The sequence below is a fragment of the Streptomyces sp. NPDC107559 genome (genome assembly GCF_055657365.1).
In genome coordinates this window covers 164967-186702 of the sequence record NZ_JBVKBD010000001.1, presented here as the reverse complement: position 1 = coordinate 186702, position 21736 = coordinate 164967, and the positions used below count along the sequence as shown (strand labels likewise).

22 protein-coding genes and 1 tRNA gene are annotated in these 21736 nt (G+C 70.3%); 9 read left to right on the top strand and 14 right to left on the bottom strand.

The window, feature by feature from the left end:
• Positions 1–236: 236 nt before the first annotated feature.
• Positions 237–1568, top strand: coding sequence for an SGNH/GDSL hydrolase family protein (locus ACZ7OY_RS00770; RefSeq protein WP_471909390.1), 1332 nt, complete (start codon positions 237–239; stop codon positions 1566–1568).
• 148 nt (positions 1569–1716) lie between these two features.
• On the opposite strand, the gene ACZ7OY_RS00765 is transcribed toward ACZ7OY_RS00770, so the two are convergent.
• Genes ACZ7OY_RS00765 through ACZ7OY_RS00750 form a run of 4 tightly spaced genes read right to left on the bottom strand, consistent with a single transcriptional unit; the run spans position 1717 to position 5457 of the window.
• Complete coding sequence (locus ACZ7OY_RS00765) at positions 1717–2559, bottom strand: DUF1707 SHOCT-like domain-containing protein (protein ID WP_471909389.1); 843 nt, start codon at positions 2557–2559, stop codon at positions 1717–1719.
• 33 nt (positions 2560–2592) lie between these two features.
• The gene (locus ACZ7OY_RS00760; protein WP_471909388.1) at positions 2593–3822 is read right to left on the bottom strand and encodes an ABC transporter ATP-binding protein; all 1230 of its coding nucleotides are present in this window, start codon (positions 3820–3822) and stop codon (positions 2593–2595) included.
• 14 nt (positions 3823–3836) lie between these two features.
• Positions 3837–4652: an ABC transporter permease gene (locus tag ACZ7OY_RS00755; protein ID WP_471910335.1), complete on the bottom strand. Its 816-nt coding sequence runs from the start codon at positions 4650–4652 to the stop codon at positions 3837–3839.
• Positions 4653–4656: 4 nt separating this feature from the next.
• Positions 4657–5457, bottom strand: coding sequence for an ABC transporter permease (locus tag ACZ7OY_RS00750; RefSeq protein ID WP_471909387.1), 801 nt, complete (start codon positions 5455–5457; stop codon positions 4657–4659).
• Positions 5458–5973: 516 nt separating this feature from the next.
• Between ACZ7OY_RS00750 and ACZ7OY_RS00745 the strand changes: the two genes are divergently transcribed.
• Complete coding sequence (locus ACZ7OY_RS00745; RefSeq protein WP_471910334.1) at positions 5974–8685, top strand: transglycosylase domain-containing protein; 2712 nt, start codon at positions 5974–5976, stop codon at positions 8683–8685.
• A 16-nt stretch (positions 8686–8701) separates the two neighbouring features.
• Here ACZ7OY_RS00745 and sugE read toward each other — a convergent pair whose 3' ends face one another.
• From sugE to ACZ7OY_RS00730, 3 genes are all read right to left on the bottom strand, one after another.
• A complete protein-coding gene (sugE, locus tag ACZ7OY_RS00740; RefSeq protein WP_152892841.1) occupies positions 8702–9022 on the bottom strand; it encodes a quaternary ammonium compound efflux SMR transporter SugE in 321 nt (106 codons plus the stop codon).
• A gap of 188 nt (positions 9023–9210) precedes the next feature.
• Positions 9211–9513 carry a GroES family chaperonin gene (locus tag ACZ7OY_RS00735; protein WP_152892865.1) on the bottom strand — a complete coding sequence of 101 codons (303 nt, stop codon included), beginning with the start codon at positions 9511–9513 and terminating at the stop codon, positions 9211–9213.
• A gap of 103 nt (positions 9514–9616) precedes the next feature.
• Positions 9617–9955, bottom strand: coding sequence for a DUF3618 domain-containing protein (locus ACZ7OY_RS00730; protein WP_351600346.1), 339 nt, complete (start codon positions 9953–9955; stop codon positions 9617–9619).
• Between the two features lie 95 nt (positions 9956–10050).
• On the opposite strand from ACZ7OY_RS00730, the gene bcp reads away from it, so the two are divergent.
• The 4 genes from bcp to ACZ7OY_RS00710 all read left to right on the top strand — a co-directional run bounded on the left by bcp (position 10051) and on the right by ACZ7OY_RS00710 (position 11989).
• A complete protein-coding gene (gene bcp / locus ACZ7OY_RS00725) occupies positions 10051–10518 on the top strand; it encodes a thioredoxin-dependent thiol peroxidase (protein ID WP_384724442.1) in 468 nt (155 codons plus the stop codon).
• Positions 10519–10660: 142 nt separating this feature from the next.
• Positions 10661–11302, top strand: coding sequence for an HNH endonuclease signature motif containing protein (locus ACZ7OY_RS00720; protein WP_471909386.1), 642 nt, complete (start codon positions 10661–10663; stop codon positions 11300–11302).
• Positions 11299–11952: an HNH endonuclease signature motif containing protein gene (locus tag ACZ7OY_RS00715; protein ID WP_471909385.1), complete on the top strand. Its 654-nt coding sequence runs from the start codon at positions 11299–11301 to the stop codon at positions 11950–11952. Before ACZ7OY_RS00720 ends, ACZ7OY_RS00715 begins: the two co-directional genes overlap by 4 nt.
• Positions 11917–11989 (top strand) — tRNA-Leu (locus ACZ7OY_RS00710). The genes ACZ7OY_RS00715 and ACZ7OY_RS00710 overlap by 36 nt, the downstream gene beginning before the upstream one ends.
• A 51-nt stretch (positions 11990–12040) precedes the next feature.
• Here the strand turns inward: ACZ7OY_RS00710 and rdgB are convergent.
• From rdgB to ACZ7OY_RS00690, 4 genes are all read right to left on the bottom strand, one after another.
• Positions 12041–12643: an RdgB/HAM1 family non-canonical purine NTP pyrophosphatase gene (rdgB, locus tag ACZ7OY_RS00705; protein WP_471909384.1), complete on the bottom strand. Its 603-nt coding sequence runs from the start codon at positions 12641–12643 to the stop codon at positions 12041–12043.
• Positions 12644–12677: 34 nt separating this feature from the next.
• A complete protein-coding gene (locus tag ACZ7OY_RS00700) occupies positions 12678–13079 on the bottom strand; it encodes a hypothetical protein (RefSeq protein ID WP_471909383.1) in 402 nt (133 codons plus the stop codon).
• Between the two features lie 147 nt (positions 13080–13226).
• Positions 13227–13964: a ribonuclease PH gene (rph, locus tag ACZ7OY_RS00695; RefSeq protein ID WP_351600357.1), complete on the bottom strand. Its 738-nt coding sequence runs from the start codon at positions 13962–13964 to the stop codon at positions 13227–13229.
• A gap of 78 nt (positions 13965–14042) precedes the next feature.
• On the bottom strand, positions 14043–14276 hold the full coding sequence (locus tag ACZ7OY_RS00690; RefSeq protein WP_152892847.1) for a PTS sugar transporter subunit IIB: 234 nt from the start codon (positions 14274–14276) through the stop codon (positions 14043–14045).
• 177 nt (positions 14277–14453) lie between these two features.
• Here ACZ7OY_RS00690 and ACZ7OY_RS00685 point away from each other — a divergent pair, with 177 nt between their 5' ends.
• Both ACZ7OY_RS00685 and ACZ7OY_RS00680 read left to right on the top strand, forming a co-directional pair.
• Positions 14454–15740, top strand: coding sequence for a PTS transporter subunit EIIC (locus ACZ7OY_RS00685; RefSeq protein WP_471910333.1), 1287 nt, complete (start codon positions 14454–14456; stop codon positions 15738–15740).
• 204 nt (positions 15741–15944) lie between these two features.
• Positions 15945–17195: a PTS transporter subunit EIIC gene (locus ACZ7OY_RS00680; RefSeq protein WP_471909382.1), complete on the top strand. Its 1251-nt coding sequence runs from the start codon at positions 15945–15947 to the stop codon at positions 17193–17195.
• 124 nt (positions 17196–17319) lie between these two features.
• Here the strand turns inward: ACZ7OY_RS00680 and ACZ7OY_RS00675 are convergent, their stop codons facing one another.
• Positions 17320–18072: an MBL fold metallo-hydrolase gene (locus ACZ7OY_RS00675; protein WP_471909381.1), complete on the bottom strand. Its 753-nt coding sequence runs from the start codon at positions 18070–18072 to the stop codon at positions 17320–17322.
• A 214-nt stretch (positions 18073–18286) separates the two neighbouring features.
• Here ACZ7OY_RS00675 and ACZ7OY_RS00670 point away from each other — a divergent pair, with 214 nt between their 5' ends.
• A complete protein-coding gene (locus tag ACZ7OY_RS00670; protein WP_471909380.1) occupies positions 18287–18769 on the top strand; it encodes a type II toxin-antitoxin system PemK/MazF family toxin in 483 nt (160 codons plus the stop codon).
• Between the two features lie 15 nt (positions 18770–18784).
• Here ACZ7OY_RS00670 and ACZ7OY_RS00665 read toward each other — a convergent pair whose 3' ends face one another.
• Both ACZ7OY_RS00665 and ACZ7OY_RS00660 read right to left on the bottom strand, forming a co-directional pair.
• Positions 18785–19090, bottom strand: coding sequence for a hypothetical protein (locus ACZ7OY_RS00665; RefSeq protein ID WP_471909379.1), 306 nt, complete (start codon positions 19088–19090; stop codon positions 18785–18787).
• Positions 19091–19439: 349 nt separating this feature from the next.
• Entirely contained in the window at positions 19440–21521 is a 2082-nt protein-coding gene (locus ACZ7OY_RS00660; protein WP_471909378.1) for a putative Ig domain-containing protein, read from the bottom strand.
• Between the last annotated feature and the right edge of the window lie 215 nt (positions 21522–21736).

The window sequence follows — 21736 nt, the reverse complement described above, 5'->3', positions numbered from 1 at the left end:
ACCCCTCGGACCTATTGTCCCTTCCTCGCCCCTCAGTGACGGACTCCTGGAACGGAACAAGAGTTCCCGTCGTTCGTGTTCGAGGAGGGTTCGAGGAAACTTCGAGAAGGCTCGCGAGGGTTCAAAAAGGCTCGAGAAGGTTCGAGAAGGCTCGAAGCGCGGCGGACCTCTCCGTTCGTCATGAGCTGATCACAGCGGAGCCCCGGGCTCCCCATGCCCGAGGAGACCCGCGCCGCATGACCAGGCGTCATGGTTGTGCCCTGCTGTCCGCGATCATGGCCCTGATCGTGGCCCTGTCCGCCGCCATATACGTGGGCGTCTCGGTCGGCGACGGCCGCACCGGCGCGAAGAACGGCGGCTCCCCCGGCCGCGCCGACGCCGTCCCCGCCTCCACCGGCGTCTGGGTCGGCGCCTGGTCCGCCTCCCCGTCCGGCGCCGAACCGGACACGGAGACGGACGGCACGGCGGGCCGCTCGATACGCAACGTCGTGCACGCGGGCGTCTCCGGGACGAGTGCCCGTATCACCCTGTCCAACCTCTACGGCACCCGGCCGCTCACCGTCACCCACGCCTCGATCGCCGTCGCCGCCGGAGCGGACACCGCCGCCGCGGCCACCGGCACCATGCGCAGGCTCACCTTCGGCGGCGCAGCCTCGGTCGTCGTACCGGCGGGCGGTCAGCTGGTCAGCGACGCCGTGGCCCTCCCCGTCCCGCGCGGCGCCGACATCCTCGTCAGCACCTACTCCCCCGCCTCCTCGGGCCCGATCACCTTCCACGAGGAGGCCCGCCAGATCAGTTACGCGGCCGACGGCGACCACACGCAGGACGCGACGGGGACGCCGTACGGGCAGCGCGACGACCACTGGCGCTATCTGACCGCCCTGGACGTGCTGAGCGCCGAGGCCGACGGCACCGTCGTCGCCCTCGGCGACTCGCTGACCGACGGCGCCACCTCCACCGAGAACGCCAACCGCCGCTGGCCGGACGCCCTTTCGGACCGGCTGCGGACGGCCCTCGGCTCGGGTACGGACGCGCCCCGCTACAGCGTGGTCAACGCGGGCATCAGCGGCAACCGCGTCCTCGTGGACGGAGGGCCGGGCAACCCCGCCGGCAACATCAGCGGCCTGAAGCGCTTCGCCAGGGACGTACTGGCCCGCCCGAACGTCAAGGTCGTCGTCATCGACCTCGGCGTCAACGACATCCTGCGCAACGAGCAGCGTGCCGACCCCGACGCGATCCTCGACGGCCTGCGCGAGCTGGTACGGCAGGCGCACGCCCGGGGGATCAAGGTCGTCGGCGCGACACTGATGCCCTTCCAGGGTCACCCCCGCTACACCGGCGTCCGCGAGGAGGTCCGCCAGGAGGTCAACGCCGGGATCCGGGCCGGGACGGTGTACGACGCGGTCGTCGACTTCGACGAGGCGCTGCGCGACCCGTACAACCCCCGCGCGTTCCGCCCCGACTACGACTCCGGCGACCACCTCCACCCCAGCGACAAGGGCTACCGGGCCATGGCCGGGGCGCTCGACCTGGACGATCTGAAGGGGTCGGCTCCGGCGCGGCTGTGACCGGCAAAGCGTCGGCGGACGTCCGGCGGACGTCCGCCGCACGTCCGATGCACATCCGGCGGAGATCCAGCGGAGATCCGGCGGACAGGGCCGAGCGGACCGGGCAGGGCCCCCGGCCCCGGCCCCGGCCCGGGGCAGCGGGGACCGCTCAGTCGTCGTAGCGCCGCCGGTGCCGCTCCTCGCGGCGGGCCTCACGGCGTTCGCGCTGGGCTTCCCGGCGCTCCTCGTGGTGCGCCCGCCGCAGGTCGCGGTGGGCGTCCAGCATCTTGCGGTGCGCGCCCTCCACCTCGTCGCGGAAGGTCGAGTGCAGGTCCCTCATCTCCGCCTTGCGGTCCAGCTTCTCCTGCCGCCGCTCCTCCTTCAGGCGCAGCCGCTCGGCCCGTGTCACCTTGCGCTCGACACCCACCCCGCCCCAGAAGGCGAAGCCGCTCAGGATCACCCTCGGCGCCCCCGGGTCCCCCGGCACGCCCGCCTGGCTGTGGTCGAAACCGCCCATGATGCCGATGCCGCGCACGACCACCTCGACGCCGGGCGGCACGATGACGTTCAACCCGCCCATGACCGCGACGCAGTTGATCTCCACCTCGCGGTCGGCGAAGTTCGCCTCGCGCAGGTCGATCTCCCCGCCGCCCCAGAAGGCGAAGCAGTTGAACCGCTTCGGCATCGTCCAGCGCCCCTTGCGCTGGAAGCCCGACATCACGGCGACGGCCCACGGCGACGAACCCTCGCCGCCGACGATCCGTCCCGCCCAACTCCCGTCGCCCTCGGGCTCCTTGATCAGGGAGATGGTGGGCGGTGTGACTCCGGCCGACGGCAGGTCGCGGGTGATCGGGGCCAGTTCGCCGTACGTCCGTGCCTTGTACGTCGCCTCCAGCCGCTCCTCGAACTCCTCCATGTCGAGGCGGCCTTCGGCGACGGCGTCCCGCAGGACCTCGGCGACTCGCTCACGATCGGCGTCGGAGGCACGCAGCTCCGGGGCATCGTCGGTCATGCCTGACAGCCTACGAGTTCCCGGCTCCCGGCACTACGCGGTGGCCCGCTCCGACGGGGGGTCGAGGGTCCCCTCTCCCTGCTCCATCCCCGACGCGGTCTCCGTCGTGTCCGTTGCATCCGTTGTATCCGTCGTGTCCGTCGTGTCCGTCGTGTCCGTCGTGTCCGTCGTGTCCGTCGTGTCCGTCGTGTCCGTCGTGTCCGTCGACCACAGCATCTTGGCGATCACCGCCTCGATGTCCGGCTCCCGGACCGACAGATCGACCAGCGGGTACGACGCCGCGATCCGCGCCACCAGCGGCGCCGCCGACGCAGCCGCGGGGAAGGCCAGCCACTGCCGCGGCCCCTCCACCTTCACCACCCGCGCCCCGGGCACCTCGACCGGCGGCACCTCCCGCTCCAGGTCCACCACCAGCGTCCGCTCGCTCTCCCCCACCTCGTGCAGTCCCGCCAGCGCACCGTCGTAGACCAGCCGCCCGTGGTCGATCACCATCACCCGTGAGCACAACTGCTCGATGTCCTGGAGGTCGTGCGTGGTCAGCAGCACCGTCGTGCCGCGCTCGGCGTTCAGCTCGCGCAGGAACTCCCGCACCCTGGCCTTGGAGATCACGTCCAGGCCGATGGTCGGCTCGTCGAGGTACAGCACCTCCGGATCGTGCAGCAGGGCCGCCGCGATGTCACCGCGCATCCGCTGCCCCAGTGACAGCTGCCGTACCGGAACGTCCAGCAGGTCGCCGAGTTCGAGCAGTTCCACGCACCGGTCGAGGTTCTCCCGGTAGCGGCCGTCCGGGATGCGGTACATACGGTGTATCAACCGGTACGAGTCGATCAGCGGCAGGTCCCACCACAGCGTCGTCCGCTGCCCGAAGACCACCCCGATACGCCGTGCCAGCCGCGCGCGCTCACGGGACGGGTCGATGCCCGCGACCCGCAGCCGGCCGCCGCTGGGCGTCAGGATGCCGGTCAGCATCTTGATCGTGGTCGACTTCCCGGCGCCGTTCGGCCCGATGTAGCCCACCATCTCCCCACGCGCCACCGTGAAGGAGATCGAGTCCACCGCCCGCACCTGGCGCGACTCCCGCCGCAGGAAGCCGGTCTTCCTGCGCACGGAGAAGACCTTCTCGACCCGGTCGAGTTCGATGAGAGCGCCGCCCTCGCCGAGGACACCGCCTTCTCCGAGGGCGCCGTCCACGTCGTCCGCACCGCTCACACCGTCGCCCGTATCGCTCATGCCGTCGCCCGTATCGCTCGTGCCGTCGTCCATGCCCCGGGTCCCTCCTAACTTCCCGTACTCCGATAGGCCCGCAGCCCCGCCCGCCAGGCCAGGCCCGCCAGCGCGCAGCAGGCCACCGCCACCGCGGGACCGGCGAACGCCACCCAGCCGGGCAGCCCCAGCGGCAGCGGCCGCCCCAGCACATAGCTCGCCGGCAGCCAGTTCACGAAGGCCAGCGGCAGCACGAACGTCACCCCCCGCACCAGGTCCTGGGCGAAGACGGTCGGCGGATACTGAAGCAGCGTCGTACCGCCGTACGTGAACGCGTTCTGCACCTCCGAGGCGTCCTGCGCCACGAACTGGAAGGCCGCGCCCGCGACGAACACCGCGCAGAAGATCCCGCAGCCGCTCACCACCATCCACGGCATCAGCAGCACCCTGGCCGGGGTCCAGTCGATGTCGAGCGACGCCACCGCGTAACCCAGCACCAGCGCCCCCTGCACCACCCGGCCCAGTCTGCGCAGCCCGAACCGGTCGGCGGCCACCTGTGCGAGCACCGGCACCGGCCGCACCAGCAGGGTGTCCAGCGTTCCGTCACGCACCCGGCTGCCCAGCCGGTCCATCGACCCGATCGCCAGATCGGCCAGCCCGAACGCCATCCCGGACAGGCCGTAGAGGAACGCGACCTCCGGCAGCGACCAGCCGCCGAGCGCGTCCACCCGGGAGAACATCAGCAGGATCGCCACGAAGTCCAGCGCGGTCGCCGCGAAGTTCCCGAACGTCGTCATGACGAAGGACGCCCGGTAGGCCATCGTGGAGCGGATCCACATCCCGGCGATCAGCCGGTACGCCCGCAGGCCCTCCGTGAACCGCAACCGCATGGGCTCACCCACCCTGCACCACCACCCGCCGCGTCGCCGCCGACTGCACCAGCCGCCCCGCCCCCAGCAGCACCACCGCCCACCCCGCCTGGAAGGCGTAAGTGGACCACGGACCGGCCTCGCCCAGCAGCACGTCGGCCGGCGCCTGGAGCAGCGCGGACCACGGCAACATCCGTACGACGTCGCCCAGTTCGCCCGGGAACACGTTGAGCGGGACGATCATCCCCGAGCAGAAGACCCCCACGATCCACGACATCTGCTGCGCGCCCGCTCCGTCCATCAGCCAGAACGCGCTCAGCGCCACCAGGAAGCGCACCCCGAAGCCGACCACCATCGCCAGCACCACCGCGGCCAGGAAGGCCACCCAGGTCAGCGGGTCCTGGGGCAGCGCGGTCGGGAAGAGCAGCGCGCCGAACACGAAGGGCACCACGCCCCGTCCCAGCAGCTGGAACAGGGCCCGGCCCAAGTCGGCGGACAGCCACCACAGTTGGAGGTCGGCCGGCCGGTACAGGTCGATCGCGATGTCCCCCGTGCGGATGCGCTCCATCAACTCCGTCTCGACCCCGCCACCGCCCAGGGCGAGCGTGGACAGCAAGGCCTGTCCCAGCCACACATAGGTCACTGCCTGCGCCTGGTCGTAGCCGCCCAGGTGCGGTTTCTCGTCCCACAGTGCCAGATATGTGTAGACCAGGATCAGGCCGAAAACAGTGTTCGTGAAGACCCCCGCGGCGGTGGCCACCCGGTACGTCGCGTACCGTCGGAATCCCCCCGCCGCGACGGCCCCGTACAACCGTCCCGCGCCCACGTCCACCGCCTTCCAGGTCTCCCGGCACCGAAGCGCAGGAGCCTACTGCGCGTGTGACCGGGCACACCACGCAATTTCCGGCGGAACGCGTGCCGATTTTCGGGAACGAAACGCTTGATGCGACAGTCTTTATCTGGGGGCAGAGAAGGCGTACGAGGGCGTACGGGAACGTACGACGCGAAACAGGAGTCCGTGCACGACATGAGCGACGAGCCGCAGCCGCAGCAGCCGACCGAGGGCCCGGCCCGGAGCGCACCACAGACGGCCGACGAGCCGGGCGGCCGGCGCGACCGCGGTGGCCGGGACGGCGGCGAGGGCGGCGCGGACGAGGGCGCAGGCAACCAGCGGGCTGCCGGGACCGGCGCGGCCGCCGCGTCCGGCCGGGTCACCCCGGCCGCCGGAACCACCGGGGCCGCCGAGGCCGGCGATGCCGCCAGGACGGCCGGAGCCGCCGAAGCCGCCGCGAGTGACAAGGCCGACACGGGCGACGCCAAGGCCGGAGCGGCCGAGGCGGAGATGACCGCGCGGCTCCCCCGGGTGACGTCCGAGCCGGACGCGACCGCACAGCTCCGCCGGGTGACACCCGAACCGGACGCGACAGCGCAGCTCCGCCGGGTGACACCCGAGCCGGACGCGACCGCACAGCTCCGCCGGGTGACACCCGAGCCGGACGCGACCGCCACCCGGACCACCCGCCCCACGGTTCCCGCCCAGGGCGCCCGCCGCCCCTCCCTGCCCGCCGAGGCCGCACCGCTCGCGACGGCGGCGGCAGCAGCGGCCGCGGCAGCCCACACGCCTCACACGCCCCACACGGCGCCCGTATCGGCGCAGGCCCAGGCCGCCTACGCGCCCCAGGACCCCCGGACCGCCCAGGCCGTGCACACCGTCGAACCCGACCGGGCCTCCGAGCCCGTGAACGGCGGGAAGAAGCCCAAGCGCCCCAAGCGCACCGGCTGGCGCCGGATCTTCCCGACCTGGCGCATGGTGCTGAGCACCGTCGTCATCGGCGTCCTGCTGCTGATCGGCCTGTTCTTCCTCGGCTACTCGATGGTCAAGATCCCGCCGGCCAACGCGCTCGCCACCAAGCAGAGCAACGTCTACCTCTACGCCGACGGCTCCGAGATCGCCCGGGACGGCGAGATCAACCGCGAGAACGTCAGCCTCCCGCAGGTCTCCAAGGACGCCCAGCACGCCGTGCTCGCCGCCGAGGACCGCGACTTCTACACCGAGTCCGCGATCGACCCCAAGGCGATGCTCCGGGCCGGCTGGAACACCGCCACCGGCAAGGGCAAGCAGTCCGGCTCGACGATCACCCAGCAGTACGTCAAGAACTACTACCTCGCGCAGGAGCAGACCGCCAAGCGCAAGGTGAAGGAGTTCTTCATCTCCATCAAGCTCGACCGCACGGAGAGCAAGGACAAGATCCTCGAGGGCTACCTCAACACCAGCTACTTCGGCCGCAACGCGTACGGCATCCAGGCCGCCGCCAAGGCCTACTACGGCGTCGACGCCGTGGACCTCGACCCCGCCAAGGGCGCCTACCTCGCCGCGCTCGTCAACGCGCCCAGCGAGTACGACGTCATCGCGCACCCCGAGAACAAGGCGGCCGCCCAGGCCCGCTGGAACTACGTCCTCGACGGCATGGTCACCAAGGGCTGGCTCAGCGCCTCCGAACGCGCCGGCATGAAGTTCCCGACGCCGAAGGAGAACAGCGCCGCCTCGACCGGCATGTCCGGACAGCGCGGCTACATCGTCGACGCGATCAAGGAATACCTGAAGGACAACAAGATCGTCACCGCGGACGAGCTGGAGGCGGGCGGCTACCGCGTCACCACCACGCTCCAGAAGTCCAAGCAGGACGCCCTCGTCGACGCCGTCAACGACAACCTCATGTCCAAGCTGGACAAGAAGGGCCGCAAGGTCGACAACTCCGTCCGCGCGGGCGGCGCCTCCGTCGACCCCAAGACCGGCAAGGTCGTCGCGATGTACGGCGGCATCGACTACATCAAGCAGTACACGAACAACGCCACCCGCGGGGACTTCCAGGTCGGCTCCACCTTCAAGCCGTTCGTGTTCACCTCGGCCGTCCAGAACGGGTCGAAGACCCAGGACGGCCGCCTCATCACCCCGAACACCTACTACGACGGAACCAACAAGCGACCCGTCCAGGGCTCGAGCGGCGACGCCTACGCGCCGGCCAACGAGGACGACGTCTCCTACGGCAACATCACCGTGGGCACCGCCACCGACAAGTCCGTCAACTCCGTGTACGCGCAGATGGCCGTCGACGTCGGCCCGCAGAAGGTCAAGGACACCGCGGTCGCCCTCGGCGTCCCCGCCGCCACCAAGGACCTCAACCCCTACCCGTCCATCGCGCTGGGCACCGCCACCGCCAGTGTCCTCGACATGGCGGAGGCCTACGCGACCCTCGCCAACCACGGCAAGGCCGGCGCGTACACGATGATCGACAAGGTCACCAAGGACGGCCGGAGCATCATGGACACGCCCGAGGCGAAGACCCGCCGGGCCGTCACCCGCGAAGCCGCCGACACCACCACCTACGTCCTGCGCAGCGTCGTCCAGAACGGCACCGCCACCGCCGCCCAGGCCGCCGGCCGCCCCGCCGCCGGCAAGACCGGCACCGCCGAGAACGACACGGCCGCCTGGTTCGCCGGCTATACCCCCGAGCTGGCCACCGTCATCTCGGTCATGGGCCAGGACCCGGTCACCGCCGCCCACACCCCGCTCTACGGCGCGATGGGCCTCCCGCGCGTCAACGGCGGCGGCGCCCCGACCGAGATCTGGGCGCAGTTCACCAAGAACGCCCTCAAGGGCAAGCCGGTGACCGACTTCGACCTCCAGCTCCAGGAGGGCGCCGACCAGCCCGCGCCCCCGCTCCCCGACCCCTCCCAGAGCGCCCAGGCCCCCTCCGGCCAGAACGACGGCACCGCCACCGAGGGCACGGACGACGGCGGCAGCGACGGCTCCGACACGACCGGGAACACCGGCACGCCGACCGACGGCACCGGCGACGGCTCCACCACGGACGGCAGCGCCGACGGCTCCACCACGACCGGGAACACCGGCTCGACGACCGACGGCAGCAACGGCGACGGCTCCTCCGGAGCGACCACCGGCAGCACCACGGGGGACACCGGCAGCACCGGCAACGCGGGCACCATCGGCACCACTCTGGGCACGGGCGCCCTCGGCACCCGCAGGGAGTGACCGGCCGGCCCGCCGGTCAGTGACCCGAGGTCGCCTTCAGCCCCACCACGGCGACCAGCAGCAGACCCACGAAGAAGATCCGGGCGGCGGTCGCCGGCTCCCCCAGCAGCACCATGCCGACCACCGCCGCACCGGCCGCCCCGATCCCCACCCACACGCCGTACGCCGTGCCGATCGGCAGCGACCTCGTGGCGTACGACAGCAGCACCATGCTCGCGACGATGCCGGACCCGGTGAGCAGACTGGGCACGAGCCGGGTGAACCCGTCGGTGTACTTCATCCCCACCGACCAGCCGACCTCCAGCAGACCGGCGACGACAAGCAGAACCCAGGCCATGACAGGCACCTCCGAGACGTACGGCACTCTTGCGGGTGCGTCGTCTTTCCCTGTCACGCGGACCCGCCGACCTGCGTCGGCAGCGTGTGACCCCGGTACGGCGCGTCTCGTCGGGCTCCTTCCAAACGTAGCAAAGGCATGAAGAAAGGGCTGGTGACCATGGTCACCAGCCCTCTTCAGTCGCTGAATCAGAGATACAGCCCGGTGGAGTCCTGCGACCCCTCGAACCGGTCCGCCGCCACCGCGTGCAGGTCGCGCTCGCGCATGAGCACGTACGCCACTCCCCGCACCTCGACCTCGGCACGGTCCTCCGGGTCGTACAGCACCCGGTCGCCCGGCTCCACGCCCCGTACGTTCTGCCCCACCGCGACGACCTCGGCCCAGGCCAGCCGGCGCCCCACCGCGGCCGTGGCCGGGATGAGAATGCCGCCACCGGAACGCCGCTCGCCCTCGGCGGTGTCCTGCCGCACGAGTACGCGGTCGTGCAGCATCCGGATGGGCAGCTTGTCGTGCTGCGGACTGTTTCTGTTGGCGCTCACACCACTGAACCTACCTGCCCGACCCGGATCCGTACGCGGGTGGGTCGCACGCCGCTCAGCGCCTGCGGCGCCTGGACCCGACCACGAGCAGCCCCACCAGGCCGACCGCGACCAGCGCGACGGGCACGATCCGCTCCATCCTCGGCGCGCCCTCCTCGTCGACGAACTGCGCCTTCACATCGCTCACGGCCCGGTTCACCCCGACGTACGCCCGTCCGAGCGTGTGGTCGATGTTGGAGACGACCTTGGCCTTGGCGTCGCCGACGATGGTCTTCGGGTGCACCCGCACACCGATCTCGTCGAGAGTCTCCGCCAGAACGTCCCGGCGGCGCTTGATGTCCGCCTCGATCTGCGCCGGGCTTCTGGTGTCCGACGTTTCCGACGTGTCCGCCACCGTACGGCCTCCAAAATCTGCTGATGCGTTGTTCCGGACAGTCTGTCAGGTTCGCGCCGCGCTGCACGGCCAGGACCCCCGGTTACGCTAGGCCGATGAGCGAGCGACTCCAGCCCGGGGACACCGCCCCCGCCTTCACCCTGCCAGACGCCGACGGGAACGAGGTGTCACTGGCCGACCACAAGGGCCGCAAGGTCATCGTCTACTTCTACCCGGCGGCCCTGACCCCCGGCTGCACCAAGCAGGCGTGCGACTTCACGGACAACCTGGACCTCCTGGCCGGCGCCGGGTACGACGTCATCGGCGTCTCCCCCGACAAGCCGGAGAAGCTGGCCAAGTTCCGCGAGAAGGAGTCCCTGAAGGTCACGCTGGTCGGCGACCCCGACAAGACGGTCCTGGAGGCGTACGGCGCCTTCGGCGAGAAGATGAACTACGGCAAGACCTACATGGGCGTCATCCGCTCCACGATCGTGGTGGACGAGGACGGCAAGGTGGAACGCGCCCTGTACAACGTCCGCGCCACGGGCCACGTAGCCAAGATCATCAAGGACCTGGGCATCTGAGGTCCCACCCCCGCATCCGCGAAGCGGCCCGCCCCGGACACCCGGGCGCGGGCCGCTCTGCATTTCGGGCGTGACTGTCCGATGAGCTGCTCGTTGATCCGTACGAGTCACGAACGGGTGGCCGGGAGCGGAGGGGGTCTCGATGGGCGCGAGCGCGTACACGAGAGAACGGCTGGAGGAGGCGGCCCGGGAGGCTCGGACGCTGTCCGAGGCGCTGGAGAGGCTGGGGGTGGAGCCGGGGGGTCCGACGCGGGGATACCTCCGGGAGCGGATGCGGAAGCTCGGGGTGAATACGTCGCACTTCGAACGCGAGGGGGTGCGATGGACCAGGGAGGTGCTCCAAGCGGCGGTCTCCGTGTCGACGAACATGTGCGAGGTGCTGCGCCGTCTCGGGCTGGAGGTCGTGGGCGGGCATCACACGCACATCAGCCGCAGGATCAGGGCGTACGGGATCGACACGTCGCACTTCCAGGTACCGACGCGGCGCGGCAAGCCATGGCGGCCCCGCACCCCCGAGGGGCTGCTCGTCGAGCAGCCGGAGGGGAATGCCCGCCGCATCCCGAGCGATCGCCTGAGATGGGCGATGAAGGCCTCGGGCATGCCGGAGCGGTGCGCCCTGTGCGGGATCGAAGCACTGTGGCAGGGGCGTGCACTTCCCCTCGAGGTCGACCACATCGACGGCGACTGGCGCGACAACCGCATCGGAAACCTGCGCCTCCTGTGCCCCAACTGCCATTCGACGACCGACAGTTATCGAGGGCGCGGCAAGGGACAGGCGTCATGAGCGGCGGCGCGCGGCACGCCCGGGAGCAGTCGGCGACGGCGGCGCAGCGTTCCAACGCCGAAGAGGCCGTCACCGATGCCTCCGACACACCTCGCGGCAGGAGGGCGAAGGAGGTGCCCAGGCCGACCGCCGACGAGTTGCGCCGGGCCGTCGAGCAGTCGACGTCCCTCGCGGACGCGCTCCGCGCTCTCGGAATGGAGCCGTACAACGGCACACTGCGCGGCCTGCTCCGCCGGTGGATCGTGGAGGACGGCCTGGACACCGCTCATTTCCTGGGGCAGGCACACCAGCGAGGCAAGCCGGGCTCCGTGCCGCTCAGGCGGGCCGCGGACATCCTGGTCAAGCACGACGACGGTCGCAGGACGAGAACCCATCTGCTGCGCCGGGCCCTCCTGGAGGTGGGCGAACCGGAGGAGTGCGCCGAATGCGGCGTCGGCCCTGAGTGGCTCGGCAGGCCCATGACGCTGGAGGTCGATCACATCAACGGTGACTGGAGCGACGACCGGCGGGCGAACCTGCGGTTGTTGTGCCCTAATTGCCACGCGGTTACCGACACCTGGTGCAGAGGCGGCAGACGCCGACGCATGTCGCCCAGTAAAGTAGGCCCGACACTGGCGCCCGTACGCCAAGGGCTGAGCGGCGATCTTTAGGTGGTCGTGTCTGTCGGTTCGAATCCGACCGGGCGCACAAATCGGCCCCTCGCCTTCGTCATCGAAGACGAGGGGCCGTTGTGCGAGCTCAGCCCAGCAACTCCCGCACCACCGGCACCAGCCCCCGGAAGGCCTTGCCGCGGTGGCTGATGGCGTTCTTCTCGGCCGGGGTCAGTTCCGCGCAGGTGCGGGTCTCGCCGTCCGGCTGGAGGACCGGGTCGTAGCCGAAGCCGTTCGTGCCGGCCGGGGTGTGCCGCAGGACGCCCCGCAGCCGGCCCTCGACCACGCGTTCCGTGCCGTCGGGCAGGGCGAGGGCGGCCGCGCAGGCGAAGTGGGCGCCGCGGTGCTCCTCGGCGATGTCGGAGAGCTGGGCGAGGAGCAGGTCCAGGTTGGCCTTGTCGTCGCCGTGGCGGCCGGCCCAGCGGGCGGAGAAGATGCCGGGTGCGCCGCCCAGGACGTCGACGCACAGGCCGGAGTCGTCGGCGACGGCGGGGTGACCGGTGGCCTGGGCGAGGGCGTGGGCCTTGAGCAGGGCGTTCTCGGCGAAGGTGACGCCGGTTTCCTTGACGTCGGGGACGTCGGGGTAGGCGTCCGCGCCGACGAGGTCGTGGGGCAGTCCTGCGTCGGCGAGGATCGCCCTCAGTTCGGTGATCTTTCCGGCGTTGCGGGTGGCGAGGATCAGGCGGGTCATGGGGACCAGTATCCCGGCCGCGGCCTGGCGGTTCTTACGGTGTGCAGACCTTGGTGAGTTCGCCGGCGGCGTCGGTGACGGGGCCGAGGTCCGGGGTGGTGTCGCCCTTGTCGACGGCGGTGCGGACGTTGCCCACGGCCTTGCGGAGGTCGTCGACCGCCTTGTTGACGTCGGCGTTGTCCGTCTTGTCGCCGATCCTGTCGAGGTTGTTCTCGATGGCGGTGAGGGACTCCCCGGTCTGGGTGGGGTCGTTGGCGGCGTTCTCGACGGCCTGCTGGAGGTCGGTGACGCTGTCGGCGATGGTGTCGGCGGTCTGGACGCAGTCGAGGGCCGTGCCGACGGCGTCGCAGCCGGTGGTCAGACCGGTGGTGAGTGCGACGGCCGCGAGGGCGGTGGCGATGGTGGTGCGGCGGCCTCGGCGTCTGTTCGCGCCCATGGGTGGTTCCCTCCCCTGTCCGGGCCCGAGGGCCCCGTTCCCGTTGCGATACGGGGCGCACGGCGGTGTGCCGTGCGCCCGTACTCGTAGGGACGCTGCGGGTGAGGGGGAGGTTGCCCGGCGGAGCCGTTCTGCTTGGTGCGTCTTTTACTTTTCGAGGACGGCCTCGAGTGCCGCGCGCTGTGCGGCGGCGAGGTCGATGCAGCCGGAGACGGCGAGATCGAGGAGGGAGTCGAGTTCGTCGCGGGCGAAGGGCTGGGCCTCGGCGGTGCCCTGGACCTCGACGAAGCGGCCGTCGCCGGTGCAGACGACGTTCATGTCGGTCTCGGCGCGGACGTCTTCCTCGTAGCAGAGGTCGAGCAGGGGCACTCCGGCGACGATGCCGACGGAGACGGCGGAGACGGTTCCGGTGAGGGGCTGGCGGCCGGCCTTGACGAGCTTGCGGCCCTGGGCCCAGGTGACGGCGTCGGCGAGGGCGACGTAGGCGCCGGTGATGGCGGCGGTGCGGGTGCCGCCGTCGGCCTGGAGGACGTCGCAGTCGAGGACGATGGTGTTCTCGCCGAGGGCCTTGTAGTCGATGACCGCGCGCAGGGAGCGGCCGATGAGGCGGCTGATCTCGTGGGTGCGGCCGCCGATCTTGCCGCGGACGGACTCGCGGTCGCCGCGGGTGTTGGTGGCGCGGGGAAGCATGGAGTACTCGGCGGTGACCCAGCCTTCGCCGCTGCCCTTGCGCCAGCGGGGCACGCCTTCGGTGACGGAGGCGGTGCAGAAGACCTTGGTGTCACCGAAGGAGACGAGGACGGAGCCTTCTGCGTGCTTGCTCCAGCCGCGTTCGATGGTGACGGGGCGGAGCTGTTCGGGGGTGCGGCCGTCGATTCGAGACATGGCGCCGAGCCTAGCCGCACAACGGGAGGGGCCCCCTCCCATACCGGGAAGGGGCCCCGTCCGGGGGAGGCGGATGCCTCACATCATGTCTTCGATCTCCGCGGCGATGGGGTCGGCGTCGGTGCCGATGACGACCTGGATGGCGGTGCCCATCTTGACGACGCCGTGGGCTCCGGCGGCCTTGAGAGCGGCGTCGTCGACGAGGCTGGCGTCGGCGACCTCGGTCCGGAGCCGGGTGATGCAGCCCTCGACCTCTTCGATGTTCTCGATGCCGCCGAGCCCGGCAACGATCTTCTCAGCCTTGGTGGCCATGTTCCTTCTCCCTGTTACGAACCGCTTTGTCGCAGTAACCCACAGTTGGCCCAACTTTGCGAGCGGCCGTGTCGTGGGTGCCGAATGCTGGTGTTCCCGACAACGGAACCGTCCGCGAACTGGTCTACACCACCAGGCGGACGGCCGCCAAACCAGGCCCCCGCCGCGAGGAGCCCGATGAGCGCAGACGCCACGATCAGCCCCGCCCGGCAGCGCTGGAACGGTTTGTTCCAGGGTTTGCAGAAGATGGGCCGGAGTCTTCAGTTGCCGATCGCGGTGCTGCCCGCCGCCGGCATCCTCACCAGGCTGGGGCAGCCGGACGTGTTCGGGGACGAGGGGCTGGGCTGGACCGACGTCTCGAAGGTGATGGTGGGCGCGGGCGGGGCGCTGCTCGACAGCGCCTTCGGGCTGCCCATGCTGTTCTGCGTGGGCGTGGCCATCGGCATGGCGAAGAAGTCGGACGGGTCGACGGCGCTGGCGGCGGTCGCGGGATTCCTCGTCTACTTCAATGTGCTGCGCCAGTTCCCGGAGGACTGCGCGCCGGGGTCGAAGCCGGTCGCCACGGGCTGCCAGTTGACGGACGGTTCGGTGACGGTGTTCACGTACCAGAATCCGGGGGTGTTCGGCGGCATCGTGATGGGGCTGCTGGCGGCGTTCTTCTGGGCGCGCTATCACCGTACGAGGCTGGTGGACTGGCTGGGCTTCTTCAACGGCCGGCGGCTGGTGCCGATCGTCATGGCGTTCGTGGCGATCCTGTTCGCGGCGCTGTGTCTGTGGGTGTGGCCGCCGGTGGGTGACGCGCTGGAGAGTTTCAGCAACTGGCTGAGCGATCTGGGCTCTTACGGGGCGGGGATCTTCGGGGTCGCGAACCGGGCCCTGCTGGTGATCGGGCTGCACCAGTTCCTGAACGTGCCCCTCTGGTTCCAGTTCGGCAGCTTCACCAAGCCGGACGGCACGGTGGTGCACGGTGACATCAACATGTTCCTGGCGGGCGACCCGACCGCGGGCCAGTTCACCTCGGGCTTCTTCCCGATCATGATGTTCGCGCTGCCGGCGGCGGCGTTGGCGATCACGCACTGCGCGCGGCCGGAGCGGCGCAAGGAAGTCGGGGGCCTGATGCTGTCAGTGGCGCTGACGTCGTTCGTCACCGGGATCACGGAGCCGCTGGAGTACTCCTTCCTGTTCGTGGCGCCGCTGCTGTACGTGTTCCACGCGCTGCTGACGGGCGTGTCGATGGCGGTGACATGGGGGCTGGGGGTGCACGACGGGTTCAGCTTCTCGGCGGGACTGATCGACTACGTCATCAACTGGAGTCTGGCGACCAAGCCTTGGCTGATCGTGCCCATCGGACTGTGCTTCGCCGCCGTCTATTACGTGGTCTTCCGGTTCGCGATCACGCGGTTCGATCTGAAGACGCCTGGGCGGGAACGGGAGGATGAAGTCGAGGACGTCACAAAGGTATGAGTTATCGCTTTTGTCACAGGGCCCCCGGACCGCCGGTCCGGGGGCCCTGCGCTTTGTCCGGTGCGCGCTGGATCGGCGCGTTCGCCGCGCACCGAGGGTAGCCGTCCGGTAGCAGGAATCGCGGGTTCCTTATGCGGTCTTCATCGGCTATAACAGGTCTACACCACTCAGTGGTGTAGACCACCCCCTTGATGGAGGAACGCTATGAGCACCGCCACCGCAACGGCGGCCCCCGCAAAGAAGCGGGGATCCGGCCTGTTCCAAGGCTTGCAGAAGGTCGGTCGCAGCTTGCAGCTGCCGATCGCCGTACTGCCGGCGGCGGGCATCCTGCTGCGACTCGGCCAGCCGGATGTGTTCGGCGCTGACGGCCTCGGCTGGAACAAGGTCGCTTCCGTCTTCGCCACCGCCGGTGACGCGGTGTTCAGCAATCTGCCCCTGCTGTTCTGCGTCGGCATCGCCATCGGCTTCGCCAAGAAGGCCGACGGCTCCACCGCACTGGCCGCGCTGGTCGGCTTCCTGGTCTACAAGAACGTGCTCACCGCGTTCCCCATCACCGAGGCCAAGGTCACCAAGGGCGCGGACATCGCCGCGACATACAACGACCCGAAGGTCCTCGGCGGCATCGTCATGGGCCTGATAGCCGCCGTCACCTGGCAGCGGTTCCACCGCACCAAGCTGCCCGACTGGCTCGGCTTCTTCAACGGCCGTCGCCTGGTCCCGATCCTGATGGCCTTCATCGGCACCGCCGCCGGCGTGCTCTTCGGCCTGGTCTGGGAGCCCATCGGCGAGGTCATCACCAACTTCGGTGAGTGGATGACCGGTCTCGGCGCCGTCGGCGCGGGCATCTTCGGTGCAATCAACCGAGCGCTGCTCCCGGTCGGCATGCACCAGTTCGTCAACACGGTTGCCTGGCAGGAGATCGGCTCGTACAAGGACGCCTCGGGTGTCACGTGGCACGGCGACCTGCCGCGCTTCTTCCACGGCGACCCCACCGCCGGACAGTTCATGACCGGCTTCTTCCCCATCATGATGTTCGCGCTGCCGGCCGCCGCGCTGGCGATCACGCACACCGCCCGCCCCGAGCGCCGCAAGGTCGTCGGCGGCATGATGATCTCGCTCGCGCTCACCTCGTTCGTCACGGGCATCACCGAGCCGATCGAGTTCGCGTTCATGTTCATCGCGCCGGTCCTGTACGTGATCCACGCGGTCCTGACTGCCCTGTCGATGGCCATCACCTGGGCCCTGGGCGTGCACCACGGCTTCAGCTTCTCGGCCGGCGCGATCGACTACTTCCTGAACTGGAACCACGCGACCAAGCCCTGGATGATCATCCCGATCGGTCTGGTCTTCGCGGCGATCTACTACGGCGTCTTCCGCTTCGCCATCGTCAAGTGGAACCTCCCCACCCCGGGCCGCGAGCCCGAGGAGGAGGTCGAGGACCTCACGAAGGCGTGAGTCACCTCTGATCTGAACGACAGAACGGCGGAAGGCCCCCGGAGCACTATGGCTCCGGGGGCCTTCGTCATGTCGTGGGGCCTGCCCGGCAGTTCGTCACGCCGTGGCACCCGCGGGTGGGCACCTAGATGTCGTACGACACCCTCGGCGCCGCCAGTTCCACCGGTCCGTCGTACACCGCTCGGGCGTCGGCCAGGTTGATCGCGGGGTCCGTCCACGGCGGCACATGGGTCAGCACCAGGCGGCGCACGCCCGCGCGGGCCGCGATCTCGCCCGCCTCGCGGCCGTTGAGGTGCACGTCGGGGATGTCCTCCCGACCGTGGGTGAAGGCGGCCTCGCACAGGAACAGGTCGCTGTCCCGGGCGAGTTCCGTCAACGCGTCGCTGACTCCCGTGTCGCCCGAGTACGTCAGCGAGCGGCCGCCGTGCTCGATACGGATGGCGTACGCCTCCACCGGGTGGGCCACCCGCTCGGTGTGCACGGTGAACGGGCCGATCTCGAACGTGGACGGCTTGACCGTGTGGAAGTCGAAGACCTCGCTCATCGACGAGGCGGTGGGGGTGTCGCCGTAGGCCGTGGTGAGGCGGTGCTCGGTGCCCTCGGGCCCGTGGACCGGGATCGGGGCGCACGGGCCGCCGTCGTGGCGGTAGTAGCGCGCGACGAAATAGGCGCACATGTCGATGCAGTGGTCGGCGTGCAGATGACTCAGGAAGATCGCGTCGAGGTCGTAGAGACCGCAGTGACGCTGCAACTCTCCGAGGGCACCGTTGCCCATGTCGAGAAGCAGCCGGAAGCCGTCGGCCTCGACGAGGTAGCTCGAGCAGGCCGATTCCGCGGACGGGAACGACCCCGAGCAGCCGACGACGGTGAGCTTCATAAAGCAGAAACCTCCGCTGGCGGGAATACTGGGAAAAGGGGTGACGGGGGTCGTGCGGTCCGTCGAGCGTAAGGCGCAAAACCGTCGGTCGCTCCTCCGCCAGGGGCCGTTGTGGGCGAACTCACCCGTGGTGTCACCGGATCGGCTGGAAGCGGAGCCCGGGGGCGTGGGGGCAAGGCGCGCGGCGGGGATTGCGCGCCGGTAACGTCGTCGTATGGACACGTCATGGTGGCTGGCGCTGGCGGCGGTGGTACTGCTCGCGCTGGTCGCCGTGCTGGTCGACGGCTGGGGGCGCAGCGGCAGACCGGCCCGGCGCCGCAGCCGTCCACCGGGACGCCCGGGGCGGCCGGGACGGCCGGGACAGCCGGGGCGCGCGGGCGGTGCGGGGCGGCCGCGGCCGGCGGAGATCTGGTGGGCGAGCGTGCCGTACGAGGACCGGCCCGGAGGCAAGGACCGGCCGTGTCTGGTGCTGTCGGTGCGCGGGCGGCGGGCGACGGTCGCGAAGATCACCAGCAGGTATCACGACGAGCGGGCCGGGGTGATCCCGCTGCCGCCGGGTGCGGTCGGGGACGCGCAGGGGCGGACGAGTTTCCTGGAGACGGACGAGTTGCGGCAGGTGCCGCTGATGGACTTCCGGCGTCGGGTGGGCGTGGTGGACCCGGCCCTGTGGGACCAGGTACGGCACCTGGCCGGCTGAGGAACGCGCGCGGGCTCAGCGCACTGTCACGGTGACGGTCCATTCCTCGACGCTCTTGCAGGACATCTGGCCGGGACTGCCGTGCTGGGGGCACACCGGGCGGGAGGAGCCGAGTTTCGCGTCTCCGGTGGCCACCGCGTCGTAGGCGACGACGGCGTCGCCCGGCAGGATGACGATGCCCGGGTTCGCGGCCTTCAGCACGCCGCCGCTCGCGGTGACCGGGCTCCAGGGCCGTTCCCTGGTTCCGTCCAGGGTGAGGCGGATCTGGCCGCCCGCCGTCAGACAGACGGCGCGGCCGTTGTCGGCGGCGGTGAGTTCCACGTGGGATGTGCAGGCCGGTGACCCTGACGGGGTCGCGGACGCCGACGCGCTCGACGGCGTACTCGGAACTGTGCTCGAAGGGGTAGCCGCGGAGGGGCTGGGGGACGGGGACCCCGCGCCGTCGCCGCCCGTGCCCCCGTGCTGCGCGCCGCAGCCCATGAGGAGGAGCGTCGCCGTGGCGACCGTGGTGACCGTCGTGCGGTGGAGCGTCGTACGGCGCATGGGGTGACCGCCTTTCCGCCGGGACCGGTGCCTGGTGCAGATGTGACGTTCCACCCGCGCATCCGGATCCCGGAAGGACCCCGGCCGTGTCGCACGGCCGGGGCCCCCGCTCAGCGGTACGGGAGGGTCAGCTGGTCGTGACGGCGGTGTCGTCCACGACGAAGCTGGTCTGGAGGGAGGAGTCCTCGACACCGCTGAACTTGATGCTCACGGTGGAGCCGGCGAACGAGGACAGGTCGAAGGTCTTCTGGGTGTATCCCGTGGCCTTGTTGAGGTTCGAGTACGTCGCCAGGGTGGTCGATCCGGCGGTGACCGTCAGCTTGTCGTACGCCGAACTGGTGCTGGTCTCCGCGGTGTCGATGTGCAGCCAGAAGGTGAAGCTCGCCTTGCAGCCGGAGGGGATGGTCACCGACTGGGACAGGGTGTCGGTGTGGCTGGAGCCGTAGCCGTCCAGCCAGGCCTTGTACGAACCGCCGTGGGCCGCCTCACCGGAGTCGTTGGTGATGACTCCGCTGCTCGCGGTCCAGGTGGTGTTGCCGGACTCGAAGCCCGGGTTGCCGAGCAGTTGGGCGGAGGTGCAGGTGCCGCCGCCGGAGGTGCTGACGGTCCAGGTGAAGGAGGCCGATCCGGAGGCTCCGGTGGAGTCCTTCGCGGTGACGGTGGTGCTGTAGGTGCCCGCGGTGGACGCCGTGCCGGAGATCAGGCCGGTCGAGCTGCTGATGGACAGGCCGGTCGGCAGGCCGGTCGCGCTGTAGGTGAGGGTCGCGCCGGCGCTGTCGACGGCGGATATCTGGAGGCCGACCGAGTTGCCGGTGGCGGTCGACTGGTTGCCCGGGTTGGTGACGGTCACCGTGTTGCCGGTGCTGGTCCCGGAGGCGAAGGCGGTGGTGCCGTTGGGGGTGCCCCAGCCGGTCGGGCCGTCGTAGCCGGTGCCCGCGGTGCAGAAGTACGAGGTGGAGCAGCTCCCGTTGTTGCCGCTGGTGACGTCGTACAGGTTGGAGGTGTGGGAGTAGGGGTACTTCGCCGGGTAGTCGCTGGAGCCCGGGGTGCCGGCGAGGGCGTAGACGCCGGCGATGATCGGCGCGGAGGCGCTGGTGCCGCCGTAGACCGCCCAGCCGGAGCCGCCGTAGGTGTCGTAGACCGCCACGCCGGTGGCCGGGTCGGCGACCGCGGAGACGTCGGACTCCATGCGCTTGGTGCAGCCGGTGTCGGTCTGCCAGCTCGGCTTGGGGTCGTAGGCGGAGCAGCCGGAGCCGGTGCCCTCGCTGCTGGAGGTCTTCCACACGGACTCGGTCCAGCCGCGGCTGTTGGAGGACGTGGACAGCGCGGTGCCGCCGACGGCGGTCACGTACTGGGAGGTCGCCGGGTACTCGGCGCCGTAGTCCTCGTCGCCCGAGGAGACGGTGATGGCGACGCCCGGGTGCTTGAAGTAGGAGGTGTCCTCGCTGGTCTGGGAGGAGGACTCGCTGCCGCCCCAGCTGTTGGAGACGAACTTGGCGCCGAGCGCGACGGCTTCGTTCTCGGCGGTGCCGAGGTCGGAGTCGTTCGCGGAGGTGGCCTCGACCAGGATGATGTCGCAGTTCGGGCAGACCGCGCTGACCATGTCGATGTCGAGGGCCTCTTCACCGGCCCAGCCGGTGTCGTTGCTCGGCAGCGAGGTGGTGGAGCCGGTCTGACTGACCTGCTTGAAGCAGCCGTTGGCCTTGGTGCAGGCCGAGAGGCCGTACGTCGAGCGGTAAGTGGCCAGGTCCGACTCGGCGTTGGGGTCGTTGTAGGCGTCGACGACCGCGACGGTCAGCCCGGAGCCGCCGGTCGAGGGCAGGTTGTAGGCGCTGTGCAGGTTGGCCGGGCTCAGGCCGGAGGGCGCGGCGGCGGCGAGGGCGGCGGACAGCTGCTGCTCGATGTCGGTGCGCCGCTGGGCGAAGCAGGACGCGTGGCCGGGCTCGGCGGTGGCGCAGAGGTGCTCGGTCGGCACCTGCTGGCCGGCCTTGCCGGTCGCGTGGACGGCCTGCCGCTCGGGGGCGGTGAGGGCCTTGGCGTTCTGGGTGGTGCGGGAGGTGGCGGTCGCGGCGGGGGCCGCGGTGGTGGTCCGGGCTCCGGCCGCGGGGGCCGCCATGAGGCCGGCGACGGTGAGGGCGAGGGCCGGGACTGCTGCGGTCAGGAGTCTTCGCAGGCTCGGTCGCCGCTTGCTCGGGCGTGACTCACGCATGGGGTACTGCCTCCATCGAACGTGGGGATCTCGACTTGGGTGGCAGGCTTGTGACGCGCGTAGCGGCGGCTCAAAGCGCGGTCATGAGCATGACACTTACAACATCGACTTACGGCATCGACATGACGCTTGGAACACTTGGAACGCTTCGAACGCTTGGAACACCTTCGACGCCTCGCCCTACCCGGATGAGCTAGGCATGACAAGGCGCGGGC

Coding starts and splice junctions, on each gene's coding strand:
- ACZ7OY_RS00675 (WP_471909381.1), bottom strand. CDS start 18,072: ATGAAGCTCACCGTCGTCGGCTGCTCGGGGTCGTTCCCGTCCGCGGAA.
- bcp (WP_384724442.1), top strand. CDS start 10,051: ATGAGCGAGCGACTCCAGCCCGGGGACACCGCCCCCGCCTTCACCCTG.
- rdgB (WP_471909384.1), bottom strand. CDS start 12,643: ATGACCCGCCTGATCCTCGCCACCCGCAACGCCGGAAAGATCACCGAA.
- ACZ7OY_RS00685 (WP_471910333.1), top strand. CDS start 14,454: ATGAGCGCAGACGCCACGATCAGCCCCGCCCGGCAGCGCTGGAACGGT.
- ACZ7OY_RS00735 (WP_152892865.1), bottom strand. CDS start 9,513: ATGCTGCACGACCGCGTACTCGTGCGGCAGGACACCGCCGAGGGCGAG.
- ACZ7OY_RS00680 (WP_471909382.1), top strand. CDS start 15,945: ATGAGCACCGCCACCGCAACGGCGGCCCCCGCAAAGAAGCGGGGATCC.
- rph (WP_351600357.1), bottom strand. CDS start 13,964: ATGTCTCGAATCGACGGCCGCACCCCCGAACAGCTCCGCCCCGTCACC.
- sugE (WP_152892841.1), bottom strand. CDS start 9,022: ATGGCCTGGGTTCTGCTTGTCGTCGCCGGTCTGCTGGAGGTCGGCTGG.
- ACZ7OY_RS00765 (WP_471909389.1), bottom strand. CDS start 2,559: ATGACCGACGATGCCCCGGAGCTGCGTGCCTCCGACGCCGATCGTGAG.
- ACZ7OY_RS00755 (WP_471910335.1), bottom strand. CDS start 4,652: ATGCGGTTGCGGTTCACGGAGGGCCTGCGGGCGTACCGGCTGATCGCC.
- ACZ7OY_RS00720 (WP_471909386.1), top strand. CDS start 10,661: ATGGGCGCGAGCGCGTACACGAGAGAACGGCTGGAGGAGGCGGCCCGG.
- ACZ7OY_RS00700 (WP_471909383.1), bottom strand. CDS start 13,079: ATGGGCGCGAACAGACGCCGAGGCCGCCGCACCACCATCGCCACCGCC.
- ACZ7OY_RS00760 (WP_471909388.1), bottom strand. CDS start 3,822: ATGGACGACGGCACGAGCGATACGGGCGACGGCATGAGCGATACGGGC.
- ACZ7OY_RS00660 (WP_471909378.1), bottom strand. CDS start 21,521: ATGCGTGAGTCACGCCCGAGCAAGCGGCGACCGAGCCTGCGAAGACTC.
- ACZ7OY_RS00745 (WP_471910334.1), top strand. CDS start 5,974: ATGACCGCGCGGCTCCCCCGGGTGACGTCCGAGCCGGACGCGACCGCA.
- ACZ7OY_RS00770 (WP_471909390.1), top strand. CDS start 237: ATGACCAGGCGTCATGGTTGTGCCCTGCTGTCCGCGATCATGGCCCTG.
- ACZ7OY_RS00690 (WP_152892847.1), bottom strand. CDS start 14,276: ATGGCCACCAAGGCTGAGAAGATCGTTGCCGGGCTCGGCGGCATCGAG.
- ACZ7OY_RS00715 (WP_471909385.1), top strand. CDS start 11,299: ATGAGCGGCGGCGCGCGGCACGCCCGGGAGCAGTCGGCGACGGCGGCG.
- ACZ7OY_RS00670 (WP_471909380.1), top strand. CDS start 18,287: ATGGACACGTCATGGTGGCTGGCGCTGGCGGCGGTGGTACTGCTCGCG.